Source organism: Candidatus Neomarinimicrobiota bacterium (assembly GCA_021734025.1).
In the GTDB taxonomy this organism is placed as follows: Bacteria; Fidelibacterota; JAANXI01; order JAANXI01; family JAANXI01; genus JAANXI01.
On record JAIPJS010000010.1, the window covers coordinates 53,153 to 69,179 of the forward strand.

Sequence of the window (16,027 nt, forward strand, 5' to 3'; positions counted from 1 at the left end):
TCAGAGGACCAGCACAACGGGGCCATGAAGAATAATTTTTCAAAACAGGTTCAACTGGTGATACAGTATGCCAAGGAGGAAGCTATCCGCCTGGGGCATAATTACATCGGCTCCGAGCACCTGCTACTGGGACTTCTCAGAGATGAAGACAGCAGTCCCGCACAGCTTCTGATTTCACTGGGGGTCGAACTGGAAGAATTACGTGTTGCACTGCAGCAAGCGGTTCAGACTTCCACCAGTACTATCACGCTTGGGCATCTTCCACTCACAAAGCGTGCGGAAAGAATTTTGAAACAAACACGTGAGGAAGCGCATTACTTTAATATGGATACGGTAGGGGGGGAACATCTCCTCTTGGCAATTCTCGGTGAAGAAACGGGAGTTGCAGCAGAAGTACTACTGAACTTTGGTGTCAACTACGAAACGATAAGAAATGAGTTGGAAGATCATATGGAAGGAAAACAATTCACAAGCAGCAGCGGAAGCGGCTCCAAAAAGAAAAAATCCAAAACGCCTGCGCTGGATCATTTCGGAACCGACATAACGGATTTAGCCCAGAATGATGAACTGGATCCGGTAATCGGGCGTGAGAATGAGATTGAACGGGTCGCACAAATATTATCACGAAGAAAGAAAAACAATCCGGTCCTCATTGGGGAACCGGGGGTCGGGAAGACGGCGATTGCCGAAGGGCTTGCAATGCGGATTGTGGAGCATCATGTCTCCCGGGTACTCTACAATAAACGAATTATTTCGTTAGACCTGGCTGCCATTGTTGCCGGGACGAAATACCGGGGGCAGTTCGAGGAGCGGATGAAAGCCATAATGTCCGAACTCCAGGAATCGAAAGGAGAGATCATCCTCTTCATCGATGAACTGCATACCATCGTGGGCGCCGGCGGCGCATCAGGTTCGCTGGATGCGTCAAACATGTTTAAACCAGCGCTGGCCCGGGGAGAGATTCAGTGTATCGGTGCCACCACAATGGATGAATATCGGAAATATATTGAAAAAGATGGCGCGCTTGAACGCCGGTTCCAGAAGATCGTGGTGAATCCGCCATCAGTAACGGAAACGGTGGACATTCTCCATGGGCTGAAGGACCGGTACCAGGAGCACCATGGCGTAAATTATACGGATGAAGCGATCCGGGCGTCGGTCCAACTGAGTCATCGGTATATTTCGGATAAGTTCTTGCCGGACAAGGCCATTGATGTGATGGACGAAGCCGGTTCGAGAATTCACCTGAAAAATATCGTTGTGCCGGACGAAATCCTGGAGCTTGAGCAGCAGATTGAGGATGTTCGCAAAGAGAAGGAAGAAGTCGTCAAGGCGCAGCAGTTCGAGGAAGCGGCCGAGTACCGTGATCGGGAACGGCGGCTCCGGGATGATCTGGAAGACGCCCGAAAACGTTGGGAAGAGGCGGAACAGGAAAATATCGTTGAAGTCTCTGAAGACGATATTGCGGACGTGGTCTCCATAATGACCGGAATTCCGGTGAACAAGGTGGCCGAGTCCGAATCCCAGCGGCTTCTGAAAATGACGGACATGTTGAAAGAACATATTATCGGTCAGGATCAGGTGCTTGAAAAATTGACCAAGGCAATCCAGCGGGCCCGTGCCGGATTGAAGAATCCGCGCCGTCCCATCGGATCGTTCCTGTTCCTTGGACCGACCGGTGTCGGAAAAACCGAGACAGCCAAACAACTGGCCAAGTACATGTTCGACAGTGATGAAGCCCTGATCAAAATCGATATGTCCGAATACATGGAAAAGTTTGCCGTGTCAAGACTGGTCGGTGCCCCTCCGGGATACGTCGGATACGAAGAAGGCGGTGAACTCACGGAGCGGGTACGCCGGAATCCATATGCGGTTGTGCTGCTCGATGAAATCGAGAAAGCACACCGGGATGTCTTCAATATCCTGCTACAGATTCTGGAAGATGGTGTCCTGACCGATAGTCTCGGACGAAAGGTCGACTTTAAGAACACCGTGATCATTATGACCTCCAATGTGGGGACGAGTCGCCTGCAACACCAGACCTTCGGATTCGGAGGATCGGACGAAGAATCGGTCTACGATTCGATGAAGACCAAGGTGAACGAAGAGGTCAAGAAGATGTTCAATCCGGAATTTCTGAACCGGCTGGACGATACGATTATTTTCCGGCCGCTTTCAAGGGAAGATCTGCTGAAGATTGTGGATAATCTCGTGGAAGAAATCCGGCACAACACCCAGTCGAATAACTTCGACGTCCAGTTGTCCGAAGATGCCAAGGAATTCCTCATCGGCAAGGGGTACAATTACGATTACGGCGCCAGACCGTTGCGGCGGGAAATCCAGCGCCACATCGAAGATCCCATCGCCGAGCGGATTCTGAAGGGTGAACTGAGCGATCACGGCACCATCAAGGTTGATGAGGAAGACGGTGAACTTGTATTCACCCAGGGATCTTTTGACGCTGAAAAGATTGCCGAAGATAAAAATCTGATGAACTGATTACGTCATTTCATCAGGATTCAAGGTATTGCCCTGCCATCGTCAAGGTGGCAGGGCTTTTTTATTTCTCTGCGTTTGTGTCATGAACTGACACATTCGCCGGTTCCTCTCCCAAAATTCTGCCAGATTGTTATACTCCGGCTTCCTGAATTGAATTGGTATAGTCCTTGTAAGTTGCATTAACAGTAATGAGAAAAAAATTTTTGAGAGGCAAGAGGAGGTAAATGAACTATGGGAAAAATTATTGGAATTGATTTAGGGACCACCAATTCATGTGTTTCAGTTATGGAAGGTGGTGAACCCAAGGTAATACAAAATGCTGAAGGGAACCGGACGACACCATCTGTGGTCGGTTTTACCAAAGATGGTGAGCGGTTGATCGGTCAGGCTGCAAAACGTCAGGCCGTGACGAACCCCGATAAAACCGTGAGCTCGATTAAGCGGTTCATGGGCCGGAAATACAATGAGGTCAGCGAAGAAATTAAGGAAGTCGCCTATAAGGTCGTAAAGGGCGAAAATAACCTGGCCCAGGTCGAAATTGATGATAAGTCATATACACCCCAGGAAATTTCGGCGATGGTGCTTCAGAAAATGAAGCAGACTGCGGAAGATTATCTCGGTGACAAGGTCACGGATGCCGTGATTACTGTCCCGGCCTACTTCAACGATTCGCAGCGCCAGGCCACCAAAGATGCCGGAAAGATCGCAGGTCTGAATGTCAAACGTATTATCAATGAGCCGACAGCCGCCTCACTGGCATACGGTATGGATAAGAAAGACGACGAAAAGATCGCCGTTTTTGACCTGGGTGGCGGAACGTTCGATATCTCCATCCTGGAACTGGGCGACGGTGTCTACGAAGTGAAGAGTACCAATGGTGACACTCACCTAGGTGGCGATGATTTTGACCAGCGCGTCATCAACTGGATTACCCAGGAATTCAAGAAAGACGAAGGTGTGGATCTGACCAAAGATCCCATGGCGCTTCAGCGTCTGAAGGAGGCGGCAGAAAAAGCAAAGATTGAACTTTCTGGCACCATGAAGACGGAGATTAATCTGCCGTTTATTACCGCTGACAACTCCGGTCCAAAACATCTGAATCTGGAACTCACACGCGCGAAATTCGAGCAGTTAGTCGAAGATCTGGTCGAACGGACCAGAAAGCCGTGTCAGGATGCTCTGAGCGATGCCGGATTGAGCGCCAGCGACGTCGATGATGTCATATTAGTCGGTGGATCGACCCGAATCCCGGCGGTCCAGGAGATCGTCCAGGAAATCTTTGGAAAAGAACCGCATAAAGGTGTGAACCCCGATGAAGTTGTGGCGATTGGTGCTGCAATTCAGGGCGGAGTCCTTGGCGGCGAGGTCGAAGATGTACTGCTGCTCGATGTCACGCCATTAAGCCTCGGTATCGAGACGCTTGGTGGTGTTTTCACGAAACTCATCGAACGGAATACGACTATTCCGACCAAGGCACAGGAAATTTTTTCAACTGCTGCAGATAACCAGACATCTGTGGAAATCCACGTGTTGCAGGGCGAGCGCGAAATGGCGCGTGATAACAAGACTATCGGACGGTTCCATCTGGATGGCATCCCGCCGGCGCCGCGTGGTACCCCTCAGATTGAGGTGACCTTTGATATTGACGCCAACGGCATAATGAACGTCTCCGCTAAAGATAAGGCGACCGGTAAGGAGCAAAGTATCCGGATTGAAGCCTCCAGCGGACTGGATGAGGACGAAATCGAAGATATGGTTCAGGACGCCAAGCAGCATGCAGAGGAAGATAAGAAGCGGCGCGAACTCATTGAGGCGAAAAACCAGGCGGACAATCTGGTGTATCAGACCGAGAAAAACATTAAAGAGTTCGACGACCAACTGTCCGAAGATGACAAATCCAAACTGGAAGACGCCAAAGATCGCCTCGCAGAAGTCAAAGACAGTGACGATCTGGATAAAATTAAGGAAGCCACTGAAGAGCTCAACGAAACCTGGAGTGAAATCTCCAGCGGTATGTACGATCAGGCAAAGGCCCAGCAGCCCGGAGCCGGAGCACAGCCGGGGGCCCAGGAGTCTACTGAAACCAGCGCCAACGGTGAGCAGCAGACGGACGATTCCGAAATCGAAGATGCGGACTTTGAAGTGGTGGACGACGAGGAGAAGTAGGAACTTCCTCGGTTAAACCACAGGTAACACAACGGAGTACAATGGAAAGGCGGCGGAAGATATTTCCGCCGCTTTTTTTTATTCAAGCGCGAAAATTATCATTAGATTCATCTGTTGATGTTTCCTATTATACGTTAATTCGATTGAATATAGACTGAATCGACGCATGAAACGCAGACTTTTATTCATCACATTCGTTCTTTTTGCGATATTTGTATTCGCAATGTTAATTATTATGCGGCCGACATTGTGGACGAACCAACTGTTATCCTACTTTAATTCCCAACTCGAGACCCGGTATAAATTGGAAATTCAGGCGGAACGGCTGACGGGAAACATCCTCAATCAATTGTCCGGTGATAACGTCTCCGTAACCACGGTCCAGGATAGTGTTCTTTTCACTGCCAACAGTCTGACGCTCCGGTACTCGCTCTGGAAGGTAATTATTGGCGAATTTGCCATTGATGCCGTCCATATTGATCAACCGGTGGTTTACTATAACGAGGGCTTGGATCTGTTGACTCAGCAGGTTGCATCCGGGGATCTCGGGCAAGCGACGCAGCGACAACCCTTTACTATTGAGCGTCTGAGTATTAATGAGGGACAATTTGTCTATGGGACAGGCAGCCAGCAGGTGAACGTGAGTAAAATCACCGGGAAAATGCATATCGATCAGGATGATGAAGCCCTCGCGATAACCGGTGACTTTAGCTCCATAGAGGCAATCCGCCCGGCGCAACAGCTGCGGAGTATTAAATTTTTAATCCATCAATATCCGGATTCAATCCAGTTTAATAACGTCGAATTTATGTATGATTCGGCCTTTGTGCTGCTCAATGGGCAACTGGATTTGGACCCCGAAACCCACCTGGAATTGAATTACCAAACCTCAAATCTGTCATTGGGATCAATCCTGCCTCAATTTGGCATTACCTATCTCAGCAATGACGAGTGGGATATAAAAGGCCGACTCGATACTGATTTCACCGAATTCGATATTACGACGGAATTTGACGGGAACCTGAATGCAAGTACACCTGCCAGCGGATTTTTTGATTTTACCGTAACAAACCAGGCTATATCTGTTCCGGCAGGTACCCTGAATATAGGAGATGGGAGCCTTCAATTTGCCGGTCAATACAATTTTGACTCAGGGGGTAATGCGGAGGTGCAGGCGGAACATCTTAATCTCCAATCGTTTCGACAGGATTTACCAACAACCGATATTTCCGGCGTATTTGACCTTAGGGAGGAGGCCGGCTCATTAACCGATCCTGCATTGTATAGTAACATACGACTCACTTCTTCAAGTGTTAAAAATTATACCATCTCAAATCTGGAAGGAAGGCTAGCATTATCCAATGACACCCTGCGCTTTGTGGACAGCCTTTCCGTGGGCTATAAAACAGCAGAATGGCTTCTCCATGGATGGTATGCACTAAATGGCGAGCTTAACCTGGAAATCGATGTCTCGACAGATCGTTTTGATTATTTGGCCAAGAGTTTGAATTTGCCGGTGATCTATGGGGAGGCAAACGGGAATTTTTCTATCGATGGCACCATTGATACCACCTCGATCGACGGTCGACTACAGCTCCGGAACTTCGGATTCCGGGAATTCCATTTTGATACCATTGCCGCGTACATCCAACTGGATGATATCCAGCGCCGCAGGGATGGTGAGATGTTTGTCGAGGCCCGGGAAGGAAATGCCTGGGGGAAAGAGGTTGCCTACGGAAACTTGTCAGCGATAAGTCAGGACGATTCCGTTGTGATCCGAAACTTTGAACTCTCGGATGGAGATGACCATCTCTATATCACGGGTGGTATCTCTGAGGCACTGCGTGGTGAGGTCAATAAACTGGAGCTACGCTACCGGAATACCTTTATACACAATAGAACGCCTCTTCCTTTCCAAATTGAAAATAATCGGCTCGCAATTTCCCAGGGGGTTATTGGTGTAAATGACGGATTGGTTACGTTTACCGGAAACGTACGGTCCGGTGATTCCCTGCGGACCCACGCCGAATTTACCAATATCGATTACGGACCGTTGAATCAACTCTTGCAGGATCCGCTTCCAGTGACAGGAGTGCTCAATGGCTCTTTTACCTATGCCGGGGCCGGAGAGCGACAGGTGATATACAGTGATCTGGAAATAGCAAACGTCGTGTGGCGAGATCTGCATTACCAGAGAATTGGCGCGGAAATCGAGTACGAAGATCAAGTACTAACCGTAAACAACGGAAAAATCCAGACGCACGAAGAGGGGGCGATATCTTTCACGGGGCAAATGCCCATTGATATTATTGGAATGGTAAAGGGGGATACCATTGACTTCACAAAAAATTTACAATTCTCCTCCAAATTAGATCTGGAAGGTATATATCTGGAGGATTATACCCAGTTTATAGATATTAATCAGTCTATGTCGGGATTAGTTTCAGGTACAATAAACCTGGATGGGATTACCGCGGATCCGAATATCACGTTTGACCTGTCGGTCCAGCACCCGGTCTTTGACCGAATCGAGGGTTATCACCTTGAAGCCAGCGGTGGATATGATTCCGGCACGATGGAGTTTACGCGACTTTATCTTGAGGAAACACGGGAAGGTGGCATATACCAGGGAAGTGGGACTTTGCCTCTAACAATCGATCTGTATACTCCGGTCATTGAATTGCGCCGGGACGATCCCATGGATCTTAAATTCCATGCGGAAACGCCCCAATTACAATTCTTAAGTAAATATATGGGGAAAGTCGATGCCGTAACAGGCGTGTTTACCCTGGATCTGTTGGTATCCGGGACACCGAATAATCCGGAACGGAATGGACAGATAACTATTGACAGTTCGACCGTTGAGGTGGCGACACTGGAAAATGAAATTACCGGTATATCCGGACGCGGGATCTTGCGCAATAACAGGATGCAACTCCGGGATTTTACCGCAAAGATGCATTCGCCGCAAGATCGGGAGATCATTGAAGGGGTCTTTCAACGGTTCCGACATTGGGTGAGTAACCTGTTCGATCGGGAAGTAGCGCAGCGAAAGCCTAACCTGGCTGTTAATGGATCGCTGGATTTCGCTCATTTTTTTCAGCCCGGGTTAAATCTCCGGATCAAAGGAGAAGATATATATATCCGGACCCTCCTTGGAGAAATTGAAGGAATAACAGGTGCCGATATGACACTAACTGGCCGGGATTCCCTGGTCATTGCCGGTGATTTGCAACCGGAAGAAGTCGTATTACGAATGAGTTTCTCCGGGAATAATATTCCACAGGAAATAGCACCGAACAGAGGTGAGGGGCGGTACGTCGAGTATAATCTTCATACGACTTTTCCCGGCAATTTCTATATCAGAAACGATCAGGTCAGCGCCGAATTTGAAGGCGATATCTGGATTGTCCGGCATGGCGACGAACCCGTGAATTTTTCCGGCCAACTTAACGTTATTCGCGGGAAATACTATTATTATGACGACACATTTACAATCCAGGAAGGGCAGATCTATTTTGACCCCGTGGAGTTTAATCCGCGATTAAATATTGTGGCAACTACGGAAATCGAAGATCAAGTGGAAGTGCAACTGACACTCTCCGGGGAACTGGATAATCCGTCTATTAATTTGGAGACTCCGGGTGAGGGACAGCGATATACCGAACAGGAAATATTAGAAATACTCACCTTTAACGAAAGAATTGAGGAAGGGATAAACACACAAGCCCTCGGGCAATCCATTTTTACCAGTTATCTGGAGCAGCAATTAGAAAACTATGGCAGCCAGCTTATCGGTCTGGAAACCTTTGATGTGGAAGCCGAAGGCCAGGGGCTCCAAAACCTGGAAAATGTCACTATTACAATGGGGCGGCGGGTAGCACCAAACTTGTATTTTACATACGGCCGGGGATTTTTTGCAGAAAATCCCACCAATACAGTTGGGCTTGAATATCAATTAAACCGATATATGTCTCTTTTGGGGGAAGTTGATGAAGAAGGGTTGTATCATTTCAAATACCGGTTAAAATACAATTATTAATATTCCCGTGCGATTCCGTACCCTGTGGATATTATTGTTTTTCTGTGCGTATCTGTTTCACCTGAATCACGGGTATGCCCAGCAGATCCTCCCGACTTCAACTTACCGGGTGCAAAGTTTGACGCTCTCCGGAAATGAGACATATGATTCGGAGGAACTCAAGGACAAGTTAAATCTCCATACCGGAAAAGTCACGACGCTTGGTATGGGAGCGGAGTTTAATAAACGGGTTCTCCGGTTGGATGTCATAACACTGGAGTCGTTCTATAAAGAACGCGGATTTATCAATGTGGCGGTACGGGATTCTTTCTATGTGAAGGGGAACCGCCGGGTGGAGGTATTCCTCTCCATTCAGGAAGGGCAGCGATTTTTTCTTAGAAAAATTGATATCCGTGGGAATTTGGCACTCTCGGATCAGCAGGTTTATAGTTATTTCAGCGACCTGGATACGGGGGCTCCGTATAACCCCTATCTCTTTCAGGAATCTATCGAACAGGTACAGCAAGCATATGAAAATACCGGGAAGCCGTTTGCCGATATCCAGTACCGCATCGATGCCGAAGGTACGAATGTATTCGCCACGATTGTCATTGAGGAAAACCAGACCGTCTATGTCGAAGATATTCGGATTAACGGGCTCTCCGGAGTAAAGCCGGACGTCGTCCGACGCGAACTGACCCTGGTGAACGGAGACCGGTATAGTGGCGAAGAGATTGAAGAAAGTCAGCGTCGGATTTTTGAAACGGGATTATTCGCTGATGTAAATATTCGGCCGGTTCCGAGTACTGTCGATTCAGAGCGAGTGGACCTGCAGGTGACTCTGCGAGAGCAGGATTTTCATACAGTCCGTTTTGATTTTGGACTAGGACAATATGAAATTACCCCAAGCGCCGAACCGACGACCGGGCTAGAGTCTTCTTTGGAATGGATGAATCGGAATCTTGTCTCATCGGGAAGACGCCTGCAGGCGTCCACCGGTTTGCTGTTTGACCTAATTAACCTGAACCCCTGGCCAGACGCTTCAATCAGTTATACTGAGCCGTGGCTCTGGAAATTCAGGGTACCAACCACCCTCCGTTTCTTCTATGAGCTGCGGACATACGATATCACGGGAAATCCAAAACGAGAATGGGGAACTGATCTTACATTCCTGCATACTCGGCGCAGACGGTTAACGTTGCGTTCAACTCTTACCTGGCAGCAGGTGACACTAATGGATGTTCCATCGGAGAGCGCGGAAGAACTGCTACGGTATCAGGATCGCCAGGAACGAAGCCTTGAGTTTCTATACCGCAGAGATGCGAGGGATAACTTTCTGTATCCGAAGCAGGGGTTCGTAATTCAGGTTGAACCGAAATTGTTCGGTGGTATTCTAGGGGGAACAGCAGATTTTTATAAGGTTGAAGTATCTCTCAGTAAGTATTGGGAGAGCTATTTTAATGGGACGCTTGCCGGACGCATTAATATTGGCAGCCTCCATAAATATAACCCGAATGATCCCGTAATCCCTGATGATGAATTATTTCGACTGGGCGGAGCTACCAGTGTCCGGGGTTTCCAGACTGATATGCTGGCTGTTCGCTATAATCAGACTGACTCGGTTTGGGTTCCCCAGGGAAAGCGGGTCAAGACAGTATTTAATCTGGAATACCGGTTCCCGCTCTTCTGGCAATTTGGTGGCGAATTGTTCCTGGATGCAGGACAGTTATGGACTGACTATTCTAACCTGGATATCCTGTCATTGCGGCATACCGTCGGCATTGGAATAACCTTTGCAACTCCTTTAGGGCCGGCACGGATAGACTTTGGAAGGAAACTGAATCCCAGGGCACACAGGGATGAAGAAACCGGCAGAATTTACCGTGACGATCTCTGGAATATTAACCTGGGATTGCAATATGCGTTCTAATGGAGATGATTTACGATGATATCGTTTGACAATATGACATTAAAGGTTCAGGAAGCGCTGAAAGGTGCGGTCGAACGCGCTGAAGAACGAGGGAACCCTGAGATACAAATCGGTCACTATCTCGATTTTGTTCTCAGTCAGAGCGAAAGTGTTATAGGTTCACTATTGCAGAAAATTGGCATTGATAGCAATGCCGTTCAAAAAGAAGCCCGAAGTGAAATCGATGGTTTGCCGAAACAACACGGGGGTGGTATCGGGCAAGCGCGCCTCTCCAATGACCTGAACCAGGTGTTTGATACTGCCCAAAAACAGGCCCGGCAGCTCAATGATGAATATATCAGTAACGAGCATGTATTATATGGCACCATTTCGGCCAGCAAAAGTAAGGTCGCTCAATATCTGAAACAACAAGGGGTGACGGAAGATGCCATTCTCAAAGCCCTCAAAGATATCCGGGGTGGGCAACGGGTGACTGACCAGTCTCCTGAGGATAAATACGAGTCCCTGAAGCGTTTCGGTAAGGATCTGAATGATCTCGCACGGCGTGGAAAACTTGATCCAATTATTGGCAGAGACGAAGAGATTCGCCGGGTTCTCCAGGTGCTGTCACGACGGAAGAAGAATAACCCGGTGCTCATCGGAGAGCCCGGCGTCGGAAAAACCGCCATTGCGGAGGGAATTGCGCAGCGCGTTGTTGAGGGCGACGTCCCGACAAATATGCAGAACAAGCGCATTGTGGCACTGGATATGGGCGCCCTGATCGCCGGTGCGAAATTCCGGGGTGAGTTTGAAGATCGCCTGAAGGCAGTGCTGAAAGAAGTGAGCGAGTCGGATGGTGAGATTATCCTCTTCATCGATGAATTGCATACGGTGGTTGGGGCAGGCGCCGCGGAAGGCGCCGTGGACGCATCTAACCTGTTGAAGCCGCAGCTCGCTCGGGGTGAACTCAGGGCCATCGGCGCAACGACTATCGACGAATACCGGAAACATATTGAGAAGGATGCTGCCCTGGAACGACGATTTCAGCCAATCACTATTTCTGAACCGTCGGTCGAAGATACCGTCTCAATTCTGCGTGGCCTGAAGGATAAATACGAGGTGCACCACGGTGTTCGCATCCTGGATGAATCGATTATAGCCGCGGCCGAATTATCCGACCGGTACCTTACCGAGCGGTTTCTGCCGGATAAAGCAATTGATTTGATTGACGAAGCCGGAAGTAAGCTCCGAAGCGAAATCGACAGCCTTCCTGCGGAACTGGACGAAGTGGAACGGCGGATTCGCCAGCTGGAAGTAGAGACTCGCGCACTGCGGAAAGAAGAGTCAACCGGGGCGAAAAAACGCCTGGAGCAGGTGCAGCAGGAGATGGCAGATCTGAGAGAACAGTCCGATGAGCTCCGGGCACAATGGAGCCACGAAAAGGAAATAATTGAGGACGTCCAGCGACTGAAAAAAATTATCGATGAGACCAAAATGGCAGCAGAACGCGCCACCAGAGAGGGTGACTGGGAAAAAGCAGCCGAGCTCCAACACGGGAGATTAGTTGAACTGAAGGAGTCACTGGAGCAGAAGACCAGGGAGCTGGATGAACTCCGCGAGAGCGGCGAAACGCTGCTGAAAGAAGAAGTGACTTCCGAAGATATTGCTGAGATCGTATCAAAATGGACCGGAATTCCCGTGACCCGCATGATGGAATCCGAGCGCGAAAAATTGCTGAAAATGGAAGAACGGCTGCACCGCCGGCTGGTGGGGCAGGACGAAGCTATTCAGTCCGTGTCCAATGCGATTCGTCGGGCCCGGGCCGGGTTGCAGGACGAGAACCGCCCTATCGGGACATTTATTTTTATCGGATCCACAGGCGTGGGGAAAACCGAACTGGCGAAATCTCTGGCCGAATTTCTGTTTGATGACGAACACGCCATGGTCCGGCTCGATATGTCCGAATACATGGAAAAGCACTCGGTCGCACGACTGGTTGGTGCGCCTCCGGGATACGTTGGCTATGACGAAGGGGGACAGCTGACCGAAGCCGTTCGGCGGAAGCCGTATTCCGTGGTATTGCTGGATGAAATCGAAAAAGCGCATCCCGATGTATTCAATATGTTGTTACAGGTACTCGATGACGGCCGGCTGACGGACAATCAGGGCAAAACGGTAAACTTCCGGAATACGATAATTATCATGACGTCCAACCTCGGATCCCAGTTCATCATGCAGAAAATGGACGCCATGACCGAGGACAATCGGGAGCTTATCTATGAAGAGATGCGGGAAGAAGTGCTGAAGCAACTGAAGCAGAACGTCCGGCCGGAATTCCTGAATCGGATTGACGACGTGATCGTGTTTGAACCGTTATCAAAATCCGACATCACAGAGATTGTGCGATTACAGTTTGGCCGGCTGCGCCAGCGGATAAAAAATATGAACATCCGGGCAGAACTCTCCGAAGAAGTAGTCGAACGGATAGCAGATCTGGGCTACGATCCGTCGTTTGGCGCCCGGCCGATTAAGCGCGTCCTGCAGAAGGAAATTATCGATAAATTGGCGACCGAAGTACTCGCGGATGAGATCCATCCCGGCGACTCCATAGTAATTCACTGGGATGGCGATGCCTTTGTGTTTCAAAAGCAGGATTCCGGATCTCCTGGAGAATCGGCCGATACAATCAATGCCGAATTTGAAGAAGTTAAGGAACTCGAATAGACTGTTAGCATTAAATGCATTTGATGCGGGGATTGTAACTGAAGACAGGCCGGATGACGGTTGTGACATCAAGAGAGGTTCACTATATTACAAACCTTTGTAAAATTTTCCATTTGGAAAAACAGGAGGATTGAATGGTTAAACGGTATGTACTGTTAACGCTGCTTTTGACGGTTTTTATTGCCTGCGGAGGGCGTGAAACGCCACAACAACTGTGGGATAATGCCAAGGATTTGACAGAACAGGAAAAATACGAAGAGGCCATGGATTTATACCAACGAGTACTGGCCCTTGAAAATACGCCTGATTCGCTGCGCGCAAAGACGATCTTCACAATGGCCGACCTTCATCTCAATCATTTCAAAAGGACCTCAAAGGCATTGCAGACGTATCAGACGGTGACGGAACAGTATGGAACCACGAACTGGGGAGCAAAAGCCCAGTTTATGATCGGATATGTCTACGCGAATCATGTCAACAATTATGAAAAAGCAAAGTCGGAGTACCAGCGGTTCCTGGAAATCTATCCTACCCACGAACTGGCTGACGCCGTTCGGTTTGAAATGAAATATATGGGCAAAGATCTGGACGAGGTCGACGATCTCGGATTCATGCAGCAAACTATGGAATCGGAATAGCGGAGACGGATTGCGGGTATGACACACGATATTGCAGAACTAAACGAACAAATTCAACGTGAGAGCGCCTTTGTAGAGGATCTGTACAACGAAATAGGCAAGGTGATTGTTGGCCAGAAATATATGGTGGAACGATTACTTATTGCTCTGTTGACGAACGGACATATCCTCCTGGAGGGCGTACCTGGGCTGGCCAAAACATTAACGGTCAACACGCTGTCTCAATCCATCGATACCCGGTTCCAGCGGATTCAGTTTACCCCGGATCTTTTACCGGCCGATCTGCTTGGTACCCTGATTTATAATCAAAAAGAGGGTGAGTTTACCACCAAGAAGGGGCCGATTTTCGCCAATATTATCCTGGCAGATGAAATCAATCGGTCACCGGCAAAGGTGCAGAGTGCACTCCTGGAGGCCATGCAGGAACGCCAGGTAACTATCGGGGAACAGACATTCCCCCTGGACGATCCTTTTCTGGTATTGGCGACGCAAAATCCTATAGAACAGGAAGGAACGTATCCGCTACCGGAGGCACAGGTCGACCGGTTTATGCTGAAGATTACCGTCGACTATCCAAACAAGGATGAGGAAAAGGAGATCCTTCGGCGGATGGCGCACACCACAGCCAGGCCTGATATCGAAGCTGTTATCGAGCCGGAGAAAATTATCCGGGCCCGGAATGTGGTCAACAACGTCTATATGGACGAAAAAATCGAGAATTATATCATAGATTTGGTATTCGCCACCAGGAATCCGGGCGAATACGAAATCGACGAACTTACTCCGCTGATCCAGTACGGCGGTTCGCCGCGCGCCTCTATTTATCTGGCGCTGGCCGCAAAGGCACATGCATTTCTGCGCAACCGGGGATACGTTACCCCGGATGATATCCGCGCTATCGGTATGGATGTATTGCGCCACCGGGTAATTGTGACTTATGAGGCAGAGGCAGAGGAAATCACCTCGGAAGATGTGATTAATCAGATCTTCGCCGAGGTAGAAGTACCATAGTAAACGATTTCGAATTAATCATGAAATGCCCAAAACGGCATTAAACCAAATTACATTACGATGAATCAGTGAACGTGTGGAACGGGTGAGTCGAGACTAACGTGATTTCCAAAGAAGTACTCCGCAAGGTTCGCCGGATTGAGATAAGAACACGGCATCTCGTTAACGATGTCTTCAGTGGCGAATACCACAGCGTCTTTAAGGGCCGGGGGATGGAGTTCGCCGAGGTCCGGGAGTATCAGTTTGGCGACGATATTCGATCCATCGACTGGAACGTCACGGCCCGGAATCAACGGCCATATGTGAAGGTATTCGAAGAGGAACGGGAACTGACCGTGATGCTGCTGGTGGATGCCAGCGCGTCCGAAGCCTTTGGCTCCGTGGAACAGATGAAAATAGAGATCGCCGCGGAATTGGCTGCCTTACTTTCTTTTGCCGCCATTAAAAATAACGATAAGGTCGGGCTCATAATGTTTACCGACCAGATCGAAAAGTATGTCCCCCCGAGAAAAGGGCGGACACACATCCTGAGACTTATCAGAGAAATTCTGGCATTTGAGCCGGAATCCACCGGGACCGATATCTCCCGGGCAGTGGAGTATTTGCTCAACGTCCAGCGGCGCCGTTCTGTCGCATTCCTGATCAGCGATTTTTGGGATAAAGGTTTCGAACAGCCGCTCCGGGTTGCCGGGAAAAAGCACGATATGATCGGCTTTTGGTTGGTTGACCCCAAGGAAGAAGCATTACCTGATGTGGGACTCCTTCGGGTACGTGATCCGGAAACCGGCGAAGAGATGGTTGTGGATACCAGCGATCGGGAACTGCGGACGTTGTTTGTTTCTGCCATGCAAAACCGGCGGGAATCGCTGAATAAACTTTTTACCTCTATGAGCCTGGATACAGTCCGGATTAATACGGCCGAGTCCTATGTGGAACCGGTGATGAAATTCTTTAAGATGCGTGAACGCCGGATGCAATAACACCAGGTATAGGGTATGAGGTATAAGGGGTGGGATTGAAAAGCATGTTGGTTTCTTGCTGGATGGAGAAATGAGGAAA

8 protein-coding genes are annotated in these 16,027 nt (G+C 49.0%); all 8 read left to right on the forward strand.

Going from position 1 to position 16,027, the window contains the following annotated elements:
* Nucleotides 1-24 precede the first annotated feature (24 nt).
* The 8 genes from K9N57_11600 (at nt 25) to K9N57_11635 (ending at nt 15,948) form a co-directional block, all read left to right on the forward strand.
* Nucleotides 25-2,499 (forward strand): ATP-dependent Clp protease ATP-binding subunit, encoded by a 2,475-nt coding sequence (locus K9N57_11600; GenBank protein ID MCF7804828.1) that lies wholly within the window; start codon nt 25-27, stop codon nt 2,497-2,499.
* A 231-nt stretch (nt 2,500-2,730) separates the two neighbouring features.
* Nucleotides 2,731-4,665 (forward strand): molecular chaperone DnaK, encoded by a 1,935-nt coding sequence (gene dnaK, locus K9N57_11605; GenBank protein ID MCF7804829.1) that lies wholly within the window; start codon nt 2,731-2,733, stop codon nt 4,663-4,665.
* Nucleotides 4,666-4,831: 166 nt separating this feature from the next.
* The gene (locus K9N57_11610) at nt 4,832-8,707 is read left to right on the forward strand and encodes a translocation/assembly module TamB (GenBank protein MCF7804830.1); all 3,876 of its coding nucleotides are present in this window, start codon (nt 4,832-4,834) and stop codon (nt 8,705-8,707) included.
* A gap of 7 nt (nt 8,708-8,714) precedes the next feature.
* Nucleotides 8,715-10,616, forward strand: a complete 1,902-nt coding sequence (locus tag K9N57_11615; GenBank protein ID MCF7804831.1) for a BamA/TamA family outer membrane protein — start codon at nt 8,715-8,717, stop codon at nt 10,614-10,616.
* Nucleotides 10,617-10,634: 18 nt separating this feature from the next.
* Nucleotides 10,635-13,319: an ATP-dependent chaperone ClpB gene (clpB, locus tag K9N57_11620; GenBank protein MCF7804832.1), complete on the forward strand. Its 2,685-nt coding sequence runs from the start codon at nt 10,635-10,637 to the stop codon at nt 13,317-13,319.
* A gap of 134 nt (nt 13,320-13,453) precedes the next feature.
* Nucleotides 13,454-13,957 carry a tetratricopeptide repeat protein gene (locus tag K9N57_11625; protein MCF7804833.1) on the forward strand — a complete coding sequence of 168 codons (504 nt, stop codon included), beginning with the start codon at nt 13,454-13,456 and terminating at the stop codon, nt 13,955-13,957.
* Between the two features lie 18 nt (nt 13,958-13,975).
* Nucleotides 13,976-14,968, forward strand: a complete 993-nt coding sequence (locus K9N57_11630; GenBank protein MCF7804834.1) for a MoxR family ATPase — start codon at nt 13,976-13,978, stop codon at nt 14,966-14,968.
* Nucleotides 14,969-15,069: 101 nt separating this feature from the next.
* Nucleotides 15,070-15,948, forward strand: a complete 879-nt coding sequence (locus K9N57_11635; protein MCF7804835.1) for a DUF58 domain-containing protein — start codon at nt 15,070-15,072, stop codon at nt 15,946-15,948.
* The last annotated feature ends 79 nt before the right edge of the window (nt 15,949-16,027 follow it).